Raw genomic sequence first — 16,169 nt, forward strand, 5'->3', positions numbered from 1 at the left:
CCTCGTCTGCACATGCCCCCCAATGGACGCATACAAAGACGCAGCTGAATAACAACACAAACAAAACCCCCCGCCACAAAAAGGCGGGGGGGGTCATCCACGAACCGCCCCGAGCATTTAGTAATGGTACGTTCCACTTGTAGAAAGGCATCGCAATGAAACATTACGTCCCTACCGATGCGTGCCTGGAACTGGCTGGATCAGTGTCGCCGCAGCCCCAAAAGCAGCGCGACGTTGACGTGTTTGTGGCAACCGATATTGCAGCCGCATCAACCGGAATGATTGCGGAATTCTTCCAGGCCCTTAACGCGTTTTCCGAAGACTATTCCTATCAGGTAAACATCCGCCAGATTGCACAGGAAAAACCGGGGAACCCGATCTTCTGGCACGGGCGGACCGCGATCTTCTGGGGGGATCTGGAAAATCACTGGACCTTGTCCCCCATGGAAAGAGCATGGACCGCGCAGGTGATCAGCCTGGCCCCACGCACCATCTTTGTTGGAAGCGCCGTGTTGTTGCTGGCCGAAATCGGGCGTACGCACAAGAAATCCGTTGCGGTGCACCCGAACTTCGCCGCCGCCGCACAGGAAAGCGGGCTGTGCATCTGTGGTGGTGACAGGCACCTGACGGCTGAGGGGCGCACGCATAGCGCCTCGACCCGGCTTGGTGCGTTGCGGTTGCTGGCTGATCTGGCCTCACTGGATCACGGGGCCTATATCGCGGACACGCTGCGCGCGTATATCGGCCTGACCGAGCCGGAAGCGCAGCACAAAAGCACTTTGGCCACACGGTTGATCCAAAGATCCGGCGCGGACCCGATGGTTTTGCACGCCGTTGATGCCATGCTGGCGCATATCGAGGACCCGCTGAAAATCCCCGATATTTCGCGCATTCTGGGAACCTCGACCCGACAGTTGCAGCGGCGGTTTCTGGAAAAAACCGGAACCAAACTGTTGTCGACCTACAAGGCCTTGCGGTTGGAAAGGGCGCATGAATTGCTGCGCCACACCGATCTGTCACAGCGCGAGATTTCGGCGGCGACCGGGTTTTCGTCGGTCACAACGCTGACCCGGTCGTTTCGCGACCGCTATCGCCTGACCCCGGACGCGATCCGCAGCCAGCGCTTTAGTGGCTGCCTCTAGCTGGGACATCCGAACCTGCCAGCAGATCGGCGGCGGCGCGGGCGATGACCAGTTCCTCATTCGTGGGGACCACCATTGTCACCACGCGGGACAGGTTGGTCGAGATGATCCGGTTGTTGTCTGCATTTGCGTCGGGATCAAGCTCGATCCCCAGCCAGCCCATCCCGGTACAGACCCGGTCGCGCACAAGGCGTGAGTTTTCACCGATGCCACCGGTGAAGACCAGCGCATCGATACCGCCCAGAACCGCCGCCATCGCACCAAGTTCGCGCCGCAGACGGAAGGTGAAATAGCTGATCGCCTGTCGGCTTTCATGGGTGTCGGCCTTTTCCAGCGTGCGCATATCATTGGACAGACCCGACAGGCCCAGCAGGCCGGATTTTCGGAACAGCAGATCCGAGATTTCTGTGGCGCTCAGCCCCTCTTGCTCCATCAGGTACAGCACGACACCGGGATCAAGCTGACCGCAGCGGGTGCCCATCGGCAGCCCGTCCAAGGCCGAGAACCCCATGGTCGATCCGACTGAGCGCCCGCCGATCATCGCGCACATTGATGCCCCGTTGCCCAGATGCGCGACAACGACCCGGCCTTCATGCAGCAATGGCGCGGTATCCGCCATATGGCCCGAGATGTAGTCATAGCTGAGGCCGTGAAACCCGTAGCGACGTACACCTTTGTCATAATACTCGCGCGGCAGGGCGAAGACGTCATTCTCCCACGGGTGGTTGCGGTGAAAGGCGGTGTCGAAACAGGCGATCTGCGCCGCGTCGGGAAACCGTTCCATCGCCGCCCGCACCCCGGCCAGGTTATGCGGCTGGTGCAGCGGCGCGAAGGGCGAGAGTTTGTCCAGCGCCGCGATCGAGTCTGCGGTCAATGGCAAGGGCGTGTCGATATCCGGGCCACCATGGACGACACGGTGCCCGACCGCCGACACCTGCGCGGACGGATAGGTTCGGCTGAGAAAGCCCAGAACCCAATCCAGCGCTGCTGCATGGTCCGGCGTCTCGCCCGGGCTGCCATTGGCCAGCGCCCTGCCGCTGGCCGATTTTGCCGTGACCGAGACGCTCGCCTCGCCGATGCGCTCGACGGTGCCGGTGCATTTCTCGACCGGGTCGCCGGGGGCAAGTTCGTAGAACCCGAACTTCAGCGACGATGACCCGGCATTCAGCGTCACAACATGGGTCATGCCCGCCCCTTCCCAACTGCTGAGATGCGCGCCTGATGCAGCGCCGCCACTGCGCAAGACGCAAGCCGCGCCTTGTCGTCATCCGCACGGCTGGTCAGGATGATCGGCACTTTGGCCCCCATGACCACCCCTGCCCCTTCGGCATTGGCGATATAGGTCAGTTGCTTGGCCATCATGTTGCCCGCATCCAGATTGGGCACGACCAGAATATCGGTGCGGCCCGCAACCTCGGACACGATGCCCTTGGTGCGTGCGGCGGCAAGGCTGACCGCATTGTCCATCGCCAGCGGCCCATCGACCAAGCCGCCTTTGATCTGGCCACGCTCGGCCATCTTGGACAGAAGTGCCGCATCGACCGAAGACCGGATCGCCGGGTTCACCGTCTCAATAGCCGACAACACCCCGGCGCGGGGCTGTTCGATGCCCAGCGACATCGCCAGATCGATGGCGTTCTGGGTGATGTCGATCTTGGTCTCAAGATCCGGTTCAATGTTGATCGCCGCATCGGTCACAAGTAAAGGCCGCGGCTGGCCGGGCACATCCATGACAAAGACATGGGTAAAGCGCCGACCGGTCCGCAGCCCCTGATCCCGGCGCAATGCTGCCTTAAGCAGCTCATCCGTGTGCAAATGCCCTTTCATCACGGCCTGCGCCCGCCCTTCGGCAACCAGATCAACGGCGGTGTGTGCCGCGCCAAGGTGATCCATCACCGGCAGAATCTCGAACGCATCCAGCGATTGACCGATCTCACGCGCGGCGGCGTAGATTTTATCCGAATCACCGATCAGGATCGGTTGAATAATGGTCTCACGCGCCGCCAGCAGGGCCCCTCCCAATGAGTTCGCCTCTTCCGGGGCGACAATTGCGGTTGGCATCGGGTCCAATGGGCGCACCCGTTCCAGAAGGGCGTCAAAATGGCGATGACGTTTGACCACCAGGCCGGGCAGATCAACCTCGGCAAAGGTCATCTGTTTTTCCGGCGCAATCACGACGGCCTGACCGCGCAGGATCACGGCCCCATCCGATGCCCGCGTGACGCTGGTGTCAAACACAACCTCGCGGTTGTCGCGCTTTTCCAGAACGGTGACTTTCGAAGTCAATTCGTCACCCGCATAGGCTTGCGCGACAAACTCGAAACTCTGGGATTTATACAAGGTGCCAGCGCCCGGCAGAACGTTGCCCAGCACCGCCGAGACCAGTGCGCCGACAAAGATCGCCGGGGCCAGCGCCTCGGGCTCATTGTCGCCGTCACCATCTTCATGCGCCAGATGCAGCGGGTTGTGATTGCCCGAGTTGTTGGCGAAGACATAGAAATCATCGACCGAACAGCTACGCGTGATTTCGGCGCTGTCGCCGACTTTGAGCTGATCGTATGGTTTGTTGTGATATTGCATGTTTTTCAGTCACCTACGACCCCAAGGCCGCCCATTTCCAAACAATCCGACCCGAGCGTCTTGCATTGTGTCAACCAAGTCCAGCCGGATGCAGCCCGGTCGCCGGCAGCGTATCATTGGCTGCTTAACGAATTTGCGACGTGTCTGCCCTTTGTTCACGCCCTGCGCCGCGTGTCGCCGCCCTTCTTGCGCATGGTCAGGCCGATGCGTTTGCGCGGCACATCCACTTCGACCACGCGCACTTTGACGACCTGACCGGTCTTGACCACCTCATGCGGGTCCTTGACGAAACGGTCCGCCAGTTGGCTGACATGGACCAGCCCGTCCTGATGCACGCCGATATCGACAAACGCCCCGAAGGCCGCGACGTTGGTGACGGTGCCTTCCAGCATCATGCCGGGTTTCAGGTCGGTGATCTCTTCCACCCCGTCCGTGAACGAGGCCGTGACGAAACTGGGTCGCGGGTCGCGGCCGGGTTTTTCCAATTCGGCAAAAATATCGCGCACGGTGGGCAGGCCGAACCTGTCATCCACAAACTGTTCCGCCCGCAGGCGTTTCAGGGCACCCTCATGCCCCATGATCTGCCGGATGTCCCGGCCACAGGCGGCGACCACACGGCGCGCGACGTCATACGCCTCGGGGTGAACCGAGGAGGCGTCCAGCGGCTCAGCCCCGTCCCGGATCCGCAGGAACCCGGCGCATTGTTCAAAGGCGCGGGGGCCAAGGCGGGCGACGTCCAGCAGATCCTTGCGCGACCGAAATGGTCCATTGATGTCCCGGTGGCTGACGATGGCCTCGGCCTGCGCCGGACCCAGACCCGACACATGCGACAGCAGCGGGGCCGAGGCGGTGTTCAGATCAACCCCCACCGCGTTCACCACATCCTCGATCACGGTTGCCAGCGACTGGGACAGGCGGTGCTGATCCACGTCGTGCTGGTATTGCCCCACGCCGATGGATTTCGGTTCGATCTTCACCAGTTCGGCCAGCGGGTCCTGCAACCGGCGGGCAATCGACACCGCTCCGCGCAGCGAGACGTCCAGATCGGGAAACTCGCGCGCCGCCAGTTCCGAGGCGGAATAGACCGAGGCCCCGGCCTCGGACACCACAACCTTGGTGGGTGCTTTCACGCTCTTGGGCAACAGGCTGATCGCGTCGGCCACCATCCGTTCGGTTTCGCGGCTGGCAGTGCCATTGCCGATGGCAATCAGTTCGATCTGATGGGCCGAGATCAGGTTCAGGATCGCCGCCTGCGCCCCGCGCAAATCGTTCTTGGGCTGAAACGGATAGAGCGTGTCTGTCGCCACAACCTTACCCGTTGCATCCACCACAGCCGCCTTCACCCCGGTCCGGATACCCGGATCCAGCCCCAATGTAGGCCGCGCGCCTGCGGGGGCGGCAAACAACACATCCTTGAGGTTGCGGGAAAAGACCTGAATAGCCTCGTCCTGCGCCCGGCTGCGCAGGTCGGCCATCAGCTCGACCATCATGCTCAGCGACAGCTTGACCCGCCAGGTCCAGCCCGCCACTTTGCGCAGCCACTTGTCGCCCGGCCCATCGCCGCGCGTCTGCAAATGGGCGGCCACAATCGTCTCGGCCCGCCCTGCACCAAATTCCGGCTCCGGCGCGATGTCCAGCGTTACGATCCCCTCTTTCGAGGCCCGCAGCATCGCCAGCGCCCGGTGCGAGGGGACGTCGGCCCACAACTCGGAATGGTCGAAATAGTCGCTGAACTTGGCGCCTTCCTTTTCCTTGCCCTCAATGACCTTGGCACTCAGATACGCCTCGCGCTGCATGAAACTGCGTAACTCGCCCAAAAGGGCGGCGTTTTCGGTCAGCCGTTCGGTCAGAATATCCCGCGCCCCGTTTAGCGCGTCGCGCGGCGTAGGCACGGCGTCAGTAAAATACCCGTTTGCCAGCGCCTCGGGATCAGCGAACCGATCCGCAAGGATCGCATCGGCCAGAGGCTCCAACCCGTTTTCGCGGGCGATCATCGCCTTGGTGCGGCGTTTGGGTTTATAGGGCAGATAGATGTCTTCAAGCTGCGCTTTTGTATCGGACTGTGCGATGGATTTGGCCAGATCGTCGCTCAGCTTGCCCTGATCCTTGATCGATTTCAGAATCGTGTCACGCCGCGCCTCAAGCTCGCGCAAATAGGTCAGGCGGTCGGACAAGGTGCGCAGCTGACCGTCATCCAGCCCGCCCGTCGCCTCTTTCCGATACCGCGCCACAAACGGCACCGTCGCCCCGTCATCCAACAGTTTGACCGCTGCATTCACCTGTTCGGGGCGGGCTTGAATCTCGGTGGCGATGGTGCGGGCGATACGGTCCAATGGGGCCTCCTGAAATCAAGTTGGACGCACTTCTTAGACAGCCCGTCCCACAAGGGAAAGAGGCCCCGAAACTTTTATCAGGAGCCCGCCTTCTGTGCTGCCTCGCGCATCTGGCTGAGGGTCTGGCGCGGAGTCAGCGCTTCGGCTGAGATGTTCAGATCCAAAACCGCCCCGCTGTCCGACGCCAGCGCCCGTTCGAACGCGGCCTTGAACTCCTCGGTCCGCTCAACCCGCTCAGCATGGTAACCGTAAGACCTTGCAAGTGCTGCGAAATCCGGGTTCTCCAGCGTCGTGCCCGAGACGCGAGCGGGATAGGCTTTTTCCTGATGCATCCGAATGGTGCCGTATGTGCCATTGTTCAGGATCAATACGATGGGCTGGGCCCCGGCCTGCATGGCGGTTCCAAGCTCCTGACAGTTCATCTGAAAATCACCATCCCCGGCAAAACAGACAACAGTCCGGTCCGGATGCGCGACCTTGGCGGCAACGGCAGCCGGAAGCCCATAGCCCATCGCCCCGGATTGCGGAGCCAGCAGCCGCTGGTTCGGGCCGTACTTGAAGAACTTGTTCGGCCAAACGGTAAAGTTGCCGGCACCATTGGTCAGGATCGCATCCTCGGGCAGACGGTCGCGCAGATAGGCCGAGACCTTACCCATATCCACGGGGCTGGGCAGGTCGGGCAGATCGAAAAATGCCTCATAATCCGCGCGGGCTCTGGCCCGCCAGTCCGCCCAGCTGCCTTGCACAACCTGTTGCGACATGGCCTGAGCAAAGGCATTCGGGCCGGATTGGACACCTAGGTCAGCAATGTAGACCTTTCCAATCTCGCGGTCCGAGGCGTGCACATGGATCAGCGTCTGATCCGGTTTGGGCACGTTCAGCAAGGTGTAGCCATCAGTTGTCATCTCTCCGAACCGCACGCCAATGGCCAGAATCACATCCGCGCCCTGGATCTGTGCTCGGGTCGCCGGTGTCATGCCGGTCCCGGCGTCACCCACATAGCTGGGCGAGTGGTTGTCCAGGATGTCCTGAAACCGGAAGGCGGCGATCACCGGAATATCGGCGGCTTCGGCAAATCGCTGCAAAGCCGTGCTGCCCTCGGCCCGCCAGCCACCACCACCAATCAGGATCAGCGGGCGTTTTGCGGTCGAGAGTTTGGACACAACCGCCGCAATCGCGTCGGGCGTTGGGCCGGGTTCGTGAACCGGCGCAGGGCCCGTCAACGCGGGGACGTCTGTTACTTCGGTCAGCATATCCTCGGGCAAGGCGACAACCACTGGGCCGGGGCGGCCTGATATTGCGGTGGTCCAGGCGCGGGCGATGATCTCGGGGATGCGGTCCACCGCCTCAATCTCGGTTACCCATTTGGCGACAGTGCCGAAATAGGCGCGATAGTCGATCTCCTGAAACGCCTCGCGCCCTTTCATGTCCGTCCCGACCTGCCCTACGAACAGGATCATCGGGGCGCTGTCCTGCATCGCCGTGTGCACGCCAATTGAAGCATTGGTCGCGCCCGGTCCTCGGGTCACAAAGCAGATACCGGGCTGACCGGTCAGCTTGCCGTAAGCCGAAGCCATGAACGCAGCACCACCTTCATTCCGGCATAAGGTGAAATCCAGCGCGCCGTTTGTATCCCGCCTTGTGCTGCTTGTGTCATGCAGCGCATCCAGAACTGCCAGATAGCTTTCACCGGGAACGCCAAAACTGTGCCGCGCCCCAAGCCCCTGCAGGCATTCAACCAGTACCACACCGCCATTTCGTTGCGTCATCTCGGATCTGTCCTTCGAACCTGTCTGCGGCATTGCGCAGTCTCTGACGGGCAACTTGACCTAAGGGCGCGGCATACGCAAACGGGGAAATTCCTGATTTTGCGGTTTTGATATTTGGGTCCGTATTGCGCGCGAGGGTTTCGTCCTAAGGACCAAAAGGACTTAGAGCTATTTGGTTTTTAATAATCATTATTTCGGATTTTTGCGCGCTACATTGGGCGGGTGTGTTGGACAGGCAAACCGGATGCAGGCGATTTACTCAAACGCCTCTGGCTCCAGGTCCTGCCAAAAGGCAAAGATTGCCGCCGCGTTCAGACCAGAACGCCACCCATGTGCGCGGAAATGCTCTCGGTCCAGGTCATTGTCCAGGCCGGCCAGAAACAAACGCTTGTCGGCATCTCTCTGCGTGGGGTTTCGCCGCGAAACCAGCTCCTCGACGATCGAGAGTTTTCGCGCCCTTTCGGATCGCTCAGCCACCCGCGCGGCATAGGCGCGATCTTCCTCAGCCCGTTCTTCCTGACGCTGTTCCGCCGCGGCCAGAGCCTCAGGGCTTGGCTCTGGTTTCGTGTCCGGATCGGGTGGCTGGTAATCATCGCGCAGCGCAGCCGATAGGTAGCCCAGCGTTGATTTCACGCCCCCCTGCCCGCTTACATAGTCCAGCTTTTGCCGCACATAGTCTTCCCCATGTTCAGCAATCCATTGCCGCGCCAACCTGTCCGAGACCCCCTGATCGCGCATCGTCTTGTAGATCGGCAGGTTGCGAACGCCGTCGCTGTCATCAATCTCGAACATCGCTTTCTGTGGATTGCCCTTGATACGGAATCGGATGTCCGTGACGGTGCGACCCTTCTTCTTGAATTCCGGTTCAATCAGAATGTCCGAGCTTTTGTTCACCTCGGCCACCGCCGGTTTGATGATCTTGGCGTTCAGATGCTTGAAGCTGCTGTAATAGTCGCTGCCATCCACGCCCATCAACTTGCGGAACACGTCCAGCGCCCACCACCCTGTCGAGCCCGTTCTGACGAAGCGATAGCAATTCTCATACAATGCCAGGCCATGGCCTGAGCTGAAATTCCTCTGAATCTGCACATTGATGAGGGCATAGATCTTGGGGTCATAAAGCTTCTGCGCCAACGCCGGGGAATAGGCATATTCGCACACCCCGTTCTTCAGCTTGGCAAAACTCAGCAAGGACGAGACGCCCCATTCCTGACGGCCCTGTTCATCCAGCATATCCCACTCGGCTACGGTTTCAGCCAAAGCGCGCAGGCTGGCGCGCAGCGTATCGAAGTCATTGGAATTGTAACCGACCATCATGGCCAGGGTTCTGGCATCGATCGTATGGGTGGGGGCTGAGGTGAGCGCATCATAGGCATTCAGCAACAGCACATTGGACAGCTTGCGCTGCAACAGCGTTAGCTTGCCGCTGATATGAATCGCGGCGACATTCTTTTTCACCGTCTCCCGGCGTAGCGCACCAGAGAGGGTATCCATGTCCAATAATGTATCCGGCATGATTCTGCCTGACTGCTCGTTTTGATATTTGTGCCATGAAAGGTACCCAATGATCAATCTTCTTTGGGTGCCCAAATACAGGATGAAAGGAATCCCGTAGACAGGTACCTAATGACTCTGCACCGAGAGTTATCCCCAAGGCAGGGACTCGGCGAAGACTGGATGCCGGTCAAAACGACTCGTCAACCTGTTCCGAGGGGCAGGATTAGGCTCTGATTTCGCCTGTTTTTTCGAATACCGCGAATCGGGCCCCCTCTTCCCGGATTCTGGCGCTTTTCGTCCTGCAAACAGGAACCTATTGTCCTGAAAACGGGTTCCTTTCGTACCGTATTGAGGTCCGGTAGTACATTCATCTCATTGTTATTATTAGTAGTTTTGGGCCCAAAGAATCTAAAACTTCTAAATAGAATAAACTCTTTGTTGCGCCTTTTTCTGTTTTAAGAATTGGTTTCGCGACGAAACTCGGTCAATTGATGTATTTCTGTGGAAAAAAACGCAATCAAGGATAGCCGCCAGACAAAATGTTCGCTACATTTTGGAATATACGCTGGTAAGGCGAACATTATCCGAGGCATCGACAGTGAACAAATCCAACCAACCTCCCGTGCCGCCCTATTTGAATCTTGATCCAGAGGTCGCGGCAACCAAGTTGCCTGATCCTATCGGGACATCTCGATTCGCAAAAGCGGCCACATTCTGCGCCAAGGGACGAGAAGACCTTGCCCGCCGTGGCTATGCCCCTGACGGAGAGAAACGGCTGCGGCGGTTTTCCATTTGGGAAATCACCAAGTATCTTATTCCAGTCGCCCCCGCCCATCTGAGACGGGTTCTGAAGGCCAATCCCGACCTGCCCCAGGGTGAGGGTGAGGCCGGATCCAAATGGTTCACTTTGGAAGAGGTTCTGACCCTGCGCCAGCATTTCGCTGCTGAAGGCGTCAGCACAAAGGAATATCTGCCTTATCGTCCGGAGGGCCTTCCGGCAAAGGTTGTCGCCGTCGCCAACTTCAAGGGTGGTGTTGGAAAGACCTCGACCGCCGCTCATCTGGCAATGTCCGCCGCGCTGGACGGCTACAAGGTTCTCGTGATTGATTTGGACAGCCAGGGGTCCATGACCTCGATCCTTGGTGGTAGCGTCGCGGATGAGTGGCAAACGGTTTTTCCATTGATCGCCAAAGACTATGCGCGCGCCGTGCAAGAGGAAAACAGGGTTCGCAGCGCGGCGGGTCAACCCGAAATCCCCTTGGACGAAACGCTACAAGAGGCCCTGACCACCCTGCCCCGCGATGTCATTCAACAGACGCACTGGCCCAATATCGATCTGATCGGCGCGCAGCTGAACCTGTATTGGGCCGAGTTCCAGATTCCCGTCTGGCGCATGGGCCTGCGCAGCTGGCCTCTTTGGGATGGGTTGACGAACTTCCTGCAGGACGAAGGCGTTCTGAATGATTACGACATCGTATTCCTCGATACCCCTCCTGCACTTGGGTACCTAACGATCAACGCGTTGGCTGCGGCGGATATTCTGTTGGTGCCCCTTGGGGCGTCATTCCTGGAGTTTGATTCGACGGGCCGGTTCTTCGACATGCTGTATACGACTTTTGCCAGCATCGAAGATGGCGAGAATGCCGCGCAACGGGCGGCAGGTTTACCGGAACTTAAGTTCGAATGGGATGTAGTCCGGGCAATCATCACGCGCTTTGACGCCAGTCAGCAGACCGACATGGCAAACGTCATACAGGCTTATTTCGGGGATTTCATGAATGCCTATCGTCAGGATTATACCGCTTTGGTCGGGCAGGCGGGGGAGCAAGTGAACGGGATATACGAAGCGGATTACCGCGATTTCAACCGCGACACCTATGTGCGAGGCCGCGAGACCTTTGACCGGACCTATGCGGAATTCAAAGAGGTTCTGATCGGGTGCTGGTGGCGCGATGCTCAGATGGGAGGAGAGGCAGATGGCTAAACGCAGAAGACTGACCGCCCCGGACACGGCGGAACTGGAACAGCTCGAGGCTGGTTTCGTCGCGAAACCTTCGATCAGCCCGTTTGATACAAAATCCCCGGCACCGCCGATTGCACAGGTTGCGGCCGAGGCTGCGTCTTTGAACGGGATGGCTGCGGTGACGGACAGGGTCGCATTGGCGCAGGACCAAACAGATGCCGCCGCCTGGCGCGACGCAAAAGACGCTGGTCTGGTGGCGCAAAAGCTGGCCCTGGACGATATTGATGCCGACTACATCCGACGGGACCGCATGGTCGAGGATGAAGAGGCAATGGCCGAGTTGCTGGAGTCCTTGCGCGTCCACGGCCTTCGCACACCGATCGAGGTTACACCGGACGGTGAGGGGTATGGCCTTATTTCCGGGTTTAGACGCCTGGATGCCTTCCGGCGTCTGGCCAAAACCGATCCGAGATTTGCGGCGATCCCGGCCTTTGTGCGCAACGCCGAGACAGGGCAGGGTGCCTATGTTTCGATGGTCGAAGAGAACGAGCTGCGCGCCAACCTGAGCCCGTATGAGCGCGGTCGGATCGCTGTTCTGGCCGCAGGGCAGGGGGTTTTCGACTCCACCGAAGCCGCAGTGGACGTCTTGTTTGCAGCGGCGTCCAAGGCCAAACGTTCCAAGGTGCGCAGCTTTGCCAGTGTTCACGAGGCGCTGGGGGATTTGCTGCAGCATCCCATCGCCTTGACCGAGAAGGCTGGTCTGAAGCTCGCGGCCGCATTGCGGGACGGGGCACAAGCCAAACTGCGGCAGGCCCTGGCAGGTGCAGATGTTCTGGATGCCAAGGCGGAATGGTCCTTGCTGGAAAATGCGCTCAGGGACGCGCCCGAACCGTCCAGAGACAAAACGCGTGGCGGGCGGCCGCAACAGGTTGAGCGTTTGGCACCGGTCAGTCTTCTGGGTGGTGGCGAAATTCAGGCAGAGGTCTCGGCAGGCGAAATGCGCCTTCGCATTCGCGGGCGCAACCTGTCTGCAGATGATGCGGCGCGCATCGTCGAGCAGATTGCAGAGCACATGCTCTGACCTCGGTTTCGCAACGAAACTGAGGGGCAATCTAGGCGACTAGTTCCAACTTGGTTTAGGCCCTTCATTGAAGGCTTCAAGTTGTGCGCATTAATGTTAGAAAAAGAGCATTATGTGCATCGCGTCATTGTTTGAGAATGCACCCCTAAAGCAGGCGAAAATTCAACTCAAAGACTGTCGCGAAGCAAAAAGCTGGAAGGCGCGGGGTGTGTTGCGCTGACAATGGACGCGACCAATCAATAAGGTCGTCGACACAAACCTGAGCAAAAACTGGGCGAATGGCGTCAATTCGCCCAGGATTTAAGCAGTTAGACAGGAGAATCGGCAGGACCAGGTCGCAGTTCATAGAGTTCACTGCAACAGGCGGCGACAAATTTCCCGCAGCCTTGAAGCATGAGCCGTTCCCATCACCCAGACCATCCCGATATCGTCCCCCAATTTGGCCAATCCGCCCCGCGCCGAGGGCAGGGTCTTTTTGTCCAGCAAGGCACTCGGCCGCAAAACAGTCATCGACGGGTTCCAGCAGTCAGGCTCGTTCAAATGCCTGTTCCCGCGCGCGCAGGACCTGGGCCTGGAGGCCGTTTTGCTCAACACGGCCGGTGGGATCACCGGCGGCGACCAGTTCCGCTTTGCCGGGCAGATAGCCCCTGACACGACGGTGACTTTGACAACCCAGGCGTGTGAGCGGGTTTATGAGGCGCAGCCCGGACAAGTTGGTACCGTCAGAAACACGATCAAGGTGGGCAGGCGCGCGCGTTTGAACTGGCTGCCACAAGAGACGATCTTGTATGACAACAGCGCTCTGCACCGGCGTCTGATCGTCGATCTCGATCCCGGCGCGCAGGCGCTGGTGGTCGAGCCACTGATCTTCGGGCGGCAGGCCATGGGCGAAACCCTCGGCGACATACGCTTGTGGGACCACATCGAACTCCGCCTCGGCAATCAGCCATTGTTTCTGGATGCGATCCGGTTTGAAGGAGATTTGAATGCGCATCTTGGTAGGCCCGACATTGGTGGCGGGGCAGGGGCTATGGCGTTGGTCATTCTGGCCTCTGCCTCGGCAGGCGGTCATCTGCAAGCAGTGCGGGAAATACTGCCGGACACCGGAGGTGCCAGCCTTATCCGCGAGGACCTGATGGTGGTTCGGATACTGGCGCCCAGCGGGTTCGCGTTGCGCCGCATTTTGCTGCCGGTCCTGCGACGACTGAATTCCGAAACTCTCCCACGATGCTGGATGCTGTGACATGAATCTGACCCCGCGTGAAAAAGACAAACTGTTGATCGCCATGGCAGCCGAGGTCGCCCGTAAGCGTTTGGCGCGGGGCGTCAAGCTGAACCACCCCGAGGCGATCGCCCTGATCACCGATGCGGTGGTCGAAGGCGCGCGGGATGGGCGCTCGGTCGCTGACATGATGCAGGCCGGGGCCGAAGTCATCACACGCGATCAATGCATGGAGGGCGTGCCCGAGATGATCCACGACGTACAGGTCGAGGCCACGTTCCCGGACGGAACCAAGCTTGTGACCGTCCACAACCCTATTCGCTAACCCATACAGGAGGTCCAAATGAACCGCATGCTGTTTCCCGCCCTTGTCTTGTCCGGCCCGGCGCTGGCCCACTCGGACACCCATATTCACGCTCATGGCGGCGATTACGTCACGTTGGGTGTTGGGCTGGCCCTGATCGCGCTGGTCGCCATCACTCTGATATCCAAACTGCCCAAATGATCCCGGGTGAGGTCATTCCGGCGAAGGGGTCGCTGACGCTCAATGCCGGGCGCAGCAGTCGTTTGATTGCGGTTGCAAATACGGGTGATCGCCCGGTTCAGGTTGGCAGCCATTATCACTTTGCCGAGGCGAACTCGGCACTTGATTTTGATCGCTATGCCGCATTGGGGATGCGGCTTGATATTCCGGCCGGGACAGCCGTGCGGTTCGAGCCGGGGCAAACGCGCGAGGTCATGCTGGTTCCGTACGAGGGGCGTCGGCACATCTACGGTTTCAACATGCATATCATGGGGGCTTTGAGAGATGCCGGGCAAGATCAGCCGTAGTGATTATGCCGCCATGTTCGGGCCAACGGTGGGCGACAGGGTGCGTCTGGCCGATACCGATCTGATTATCGAGGTTGAAAAGGACCTGATCGTGGATCGCGCGACAGCGGCCCGGTTCACCGAAACCGGGCATCGCGACGCGGTCTATGGCGAAGAGGTCAAGTTTGGTGGCGGAAAGGTGATCCGCGACGGGATGGGGCAGTCTCAGGTCACGCGGGCCGAGGGGGCCGTGGATACGGTCATCACCAACGCGCTGATCGTCGATCACTCGGGCATATACAAGGCGGATGTGGGCCTGAAAGACGGGCGCATTGCGAAGATCGGTAAGGCCGGAAACCCGGATACGCAGCCCGGTGTCGACATCGTCATCGGACCGGGGACCGAGGCTATTGCGGGCGAAGGGCGCATTCTGACCGCCGGTGGTTTCGACAGCCATATCCATTTCATCTGTCCGCAACAAATCGAGGACGCGCTGCATTCCGGTCTGACGACCATGTTGGGCGGCGGCACCGGCCCGGCCCATGGCACTTTGGCCACCACATGCACCCCCGGCCCCTGGCATATCGGGCGGATGTTGCAGGCGGCGGACGCCTTTCCGATGAACCTGGCCTTTGCGGGCAAGGGCAACGCCTCGCTGCCCGACGCGCTTGAGGAACAGGTCAAGGGCGGGGCCTGCGCGTTGAAACTGCACGAAGATTGGGGGACAACGCCCGCCGCCATCGATTGCTGCCTGTCTGTGGCGGATGCGATGGACGTGCAGGTGATGATCCACACCGATACGCTGAACGAATCCGGTTTCGTGGAAAACACGGTGGCTGCGATGAAAGGCCGGACGATTCACGCCTTCCACACCGAAGGCGCGGGTGGCGGCCATGCGCCGGACATCATCAAGATCTGCGGCGAGAATCACGTTCTACCCTCATCCACCAACCCGACGCGGCCCTTCACGGTGAACACGGTCGAAGAGCATCTGGATATGTTGATGGTCTGCCACCACCTCGACAAATCCATCCCCGAGGACGTGGCCTTTGCCGAAAGCCGCATCCGACGCGAGACCATTGCTGCCGAGGACATCCTGCACGACATGGGCGCGTTCAGCATCATTGCGTCCGACAGCCAGGCCATGGGCCGGGTGGGGGAGGTGTTGATCCGCACCTGGCAGACCGCCGACAAGATGAAGAAGCAACGCGGACGCCTGCCCGAGGAAACCGGCGACAACGACAACCTGCGCGTTCGTCGCTACATTGCGAAATACACCATCAACCCGGCCATCGCGCATGGCCTGAGCCATGAAATTGGCAGCATCGAAGAAGGCAAACGCGCCGATCTGGTGCTGTGGAACCCAGCGTTTTTCGGGGTAAAGCCCGAGATGGTCTTGCTGGGCGGCACCATCGCCTGTGCACAGATGGGGGACCCGAACGCCTCGATCCCGACGCCGCAGCCGGTCTATAGCCGTCCGATGTTCGGGGCCTATGGCCGCTCGGTCGAGCATTCGGCGATCACCTTTGTCTCGGCAGCGGCACAGGCCGACGGGATTGGTGACGCGCTTGGTTTGGCCAAGCAAACGGTTGCCGTGCGAAACACGCGAAACATCGGCAAGCGGGACCTGTTGCTGAACGATGCAACCCCGCATATCGAGGTCGATCCCGAAACCTATGAGGTCCGCGCAGATGGCGAATTGCTGACCTGCCAACCGGCCGAGGTTTTACCGATGGCGCAACGCTATTTCATGTTCTGAGATTGGAAGAGGC

Annotated in this window: 13 protein-coding genes; 8 read left to right on the forward strand and 5 right to left on the reverse strand. The window is 59.9% G+C overall.

The genetic code is table 11. The features are described 5' to 3' along the window. Positions 1-155: 155 nt before the first annotated feature. Positions 156-1,142, forward strand: coding sequence for a helix-turn-helix domain-containing protein (locus ACR0AC_RS12065; RefSeq protein WP_480873627.1), 987 nt, complete (start codon positions 156-158; stop codon positions 1,140-1,142). Here the strand turns inward: ACR0AC_RS12065 and ACR0AC_RS12070 are convergent. The 5 genes from ACR0AC_RS12070 to ACR0AC_RS12090 all read right to left on the reverse strand — a co-directional run bounded on the left by ACR0AC_RS12070 (position 1,126) and on the right by ACR0AC_RS12090 (position 9,339). Then, the gene (locus tag ACR0AC_RS12070) at positions 1,126-2,328 is read right to left on the reverse strand and encodes an acetate/propionate family kinase (RefSeq protein WP_480873630.1); all 1,203 of its coding nucleotides are present in this window, start codon (positions 2,326-2,328) and stop codon (positions 1,126-1,128) included. The two genes, ACR0AC_RS12065 and ACR0AC_RS12070, sit on opposite strands and share 17 nt — an antisense overlap. Further along, entirely contained in the window at positions 2,325-3,722 is a 1,398-nt protein-coding gene (locus tag ACR0AC_RS12075) for a bifunctional enoyl-CoA hydratase/phosphate acetyltransferase (protein WP_480873633.1), read from the reverse strand. Before ACR0AC_RS12075 ends, ACR0AC_RS12070 begins: the two co-directional genes overlap by 4 nt. Positions 3,723-3,877: 155 nt before the next feature. Further along, a complete protein-coding gene (locus tag ACR0AC_RS12080) occupies positions 3,878-6,055 on the reverse strand; it encodes a Tex family protein (protein ID WP_480873635.1) in 2,178 nt (725 codons plus the stop codon). A gap of 77 nt (positions 6,056-6,132) precedes the next feature. Further along, positions 6,133-7,824: a thiamine pyrophosphate-binding protein gene (locus tag ACR0AC_RS12085; protein ID WP_170453995.1), complete on the reverse strand. Its 1,692-nt coding sequence runs from the start codon at positions 7,822-7,824 to the stop codon at positions 6,133-6,135. A 255-nt stretch (positions 7,825-8,079) separates the two neighbouring features. After that, positions 8,080-9,339, reverse strand: coding sequence for a replication initiation protein (locus ACR0AC_RS12090; protein ID WP_170453993.1), 1,260 nt, complete (start codon positions 9,337-9,339; stop codon positions 8,080-8,082). A 580-nt stretch (positions 9,340-9,919) separates the two neighbouring features. Between ACR0AC_RS12090 and ACR0AC_RS12095 the strand changes: the two genes are divergently transcribed. From ACR0AC_RS12095 to ureC, 7 genes are all read left to right on the forward strand, one after another. Next, complete coding sequence (locus tag ACR0AC_RS12095) at positions 9,920-11,305, forward strand: AAA family ATPase (protein WP_480873639.1); 1,386 nt, start codon at positions 9,920-9,922, stop codon at positions 11,303-11,305. Then, positions 11,298-12,365, forward strand: coding sequence for a ParB/RepB/Spo0J family partition protein (locus ACR0AC_RS12100; RefSeq protein WP_480873643.1), 1,068 nt, complete (start codon positions 11,298-11,300; stop codon positions 12,363-12,365). Before ACR0AC_RS12095 ends, ACR0AC_RS12100 begins: the two co-directional genes overlap by 8 nt. A gap of 475 nt (positions 12,366-12,840) precedes the next feature. Beyond that, entirely contained in the window at positions 12,841-13,608 is a 768-nt protein-coding gene (locus tag ACR0AC_RS12105) for an urease accessory protein UreD (RefSeq protein ID WP_480873645.1), read from the forward strand. Between the two features lies 1 nt (position 13,609). Beyond that, positions 13,610-13,912 carry an urease subunit gamma gene (locus tag ACR0AC_RS12110; protein ID WP_170524634.1) on the forward strand — a complete coding sequence of 101 codons (303 nt, stop codon included), beginning with the start codon at positions 13,610-13,612 and terminating at the stop codon, positions 13,910-13,912. An 18-nt stretch (positions 13,913-13,930) separates the two neighbouring features. Beyond that, a complete protein-coding gene (locus ACR0AC_RS12115) occupies positions 13,931-14,092 on the forward strand; it encodes a hypothetical protein (protein ID WP_480873646.1) in 162 nt (53 codons plus the stop codon). After that, complete coding sequence (locus ACR0AC_RS12120) at positions 14,089-14,418, forward strand: urease subunit beta (RefSeq protein WP_170453983.1); 330 nt, start codon at positions 14,089-14,091, stop codon at positions 14,416-14,418. Before ACR0AC_RS12115 ends, ACR0AC_RS12120 begins: the two co-directional genes overlap by 4 nt. Next, entirely contained in the window at positions 14,396-16,156 is a 1,761-nt protein-coding gene (gene ureC, locus ACR0AC_RS12125; RefSeq protein ID WP_480873650.1) for an urease subunit alpha, read from the forward strand. The genes ACR0AC_RS12120 and ureC overlap by 23 nt, the downstream gene beginning before the upstream one ends. The last annotated feature ends 13 nt before the right edge of the window (positions 16,157-16,169 follow it).

This window comes from Ruegeria sp. H7, from assembly GCF_056532945.1.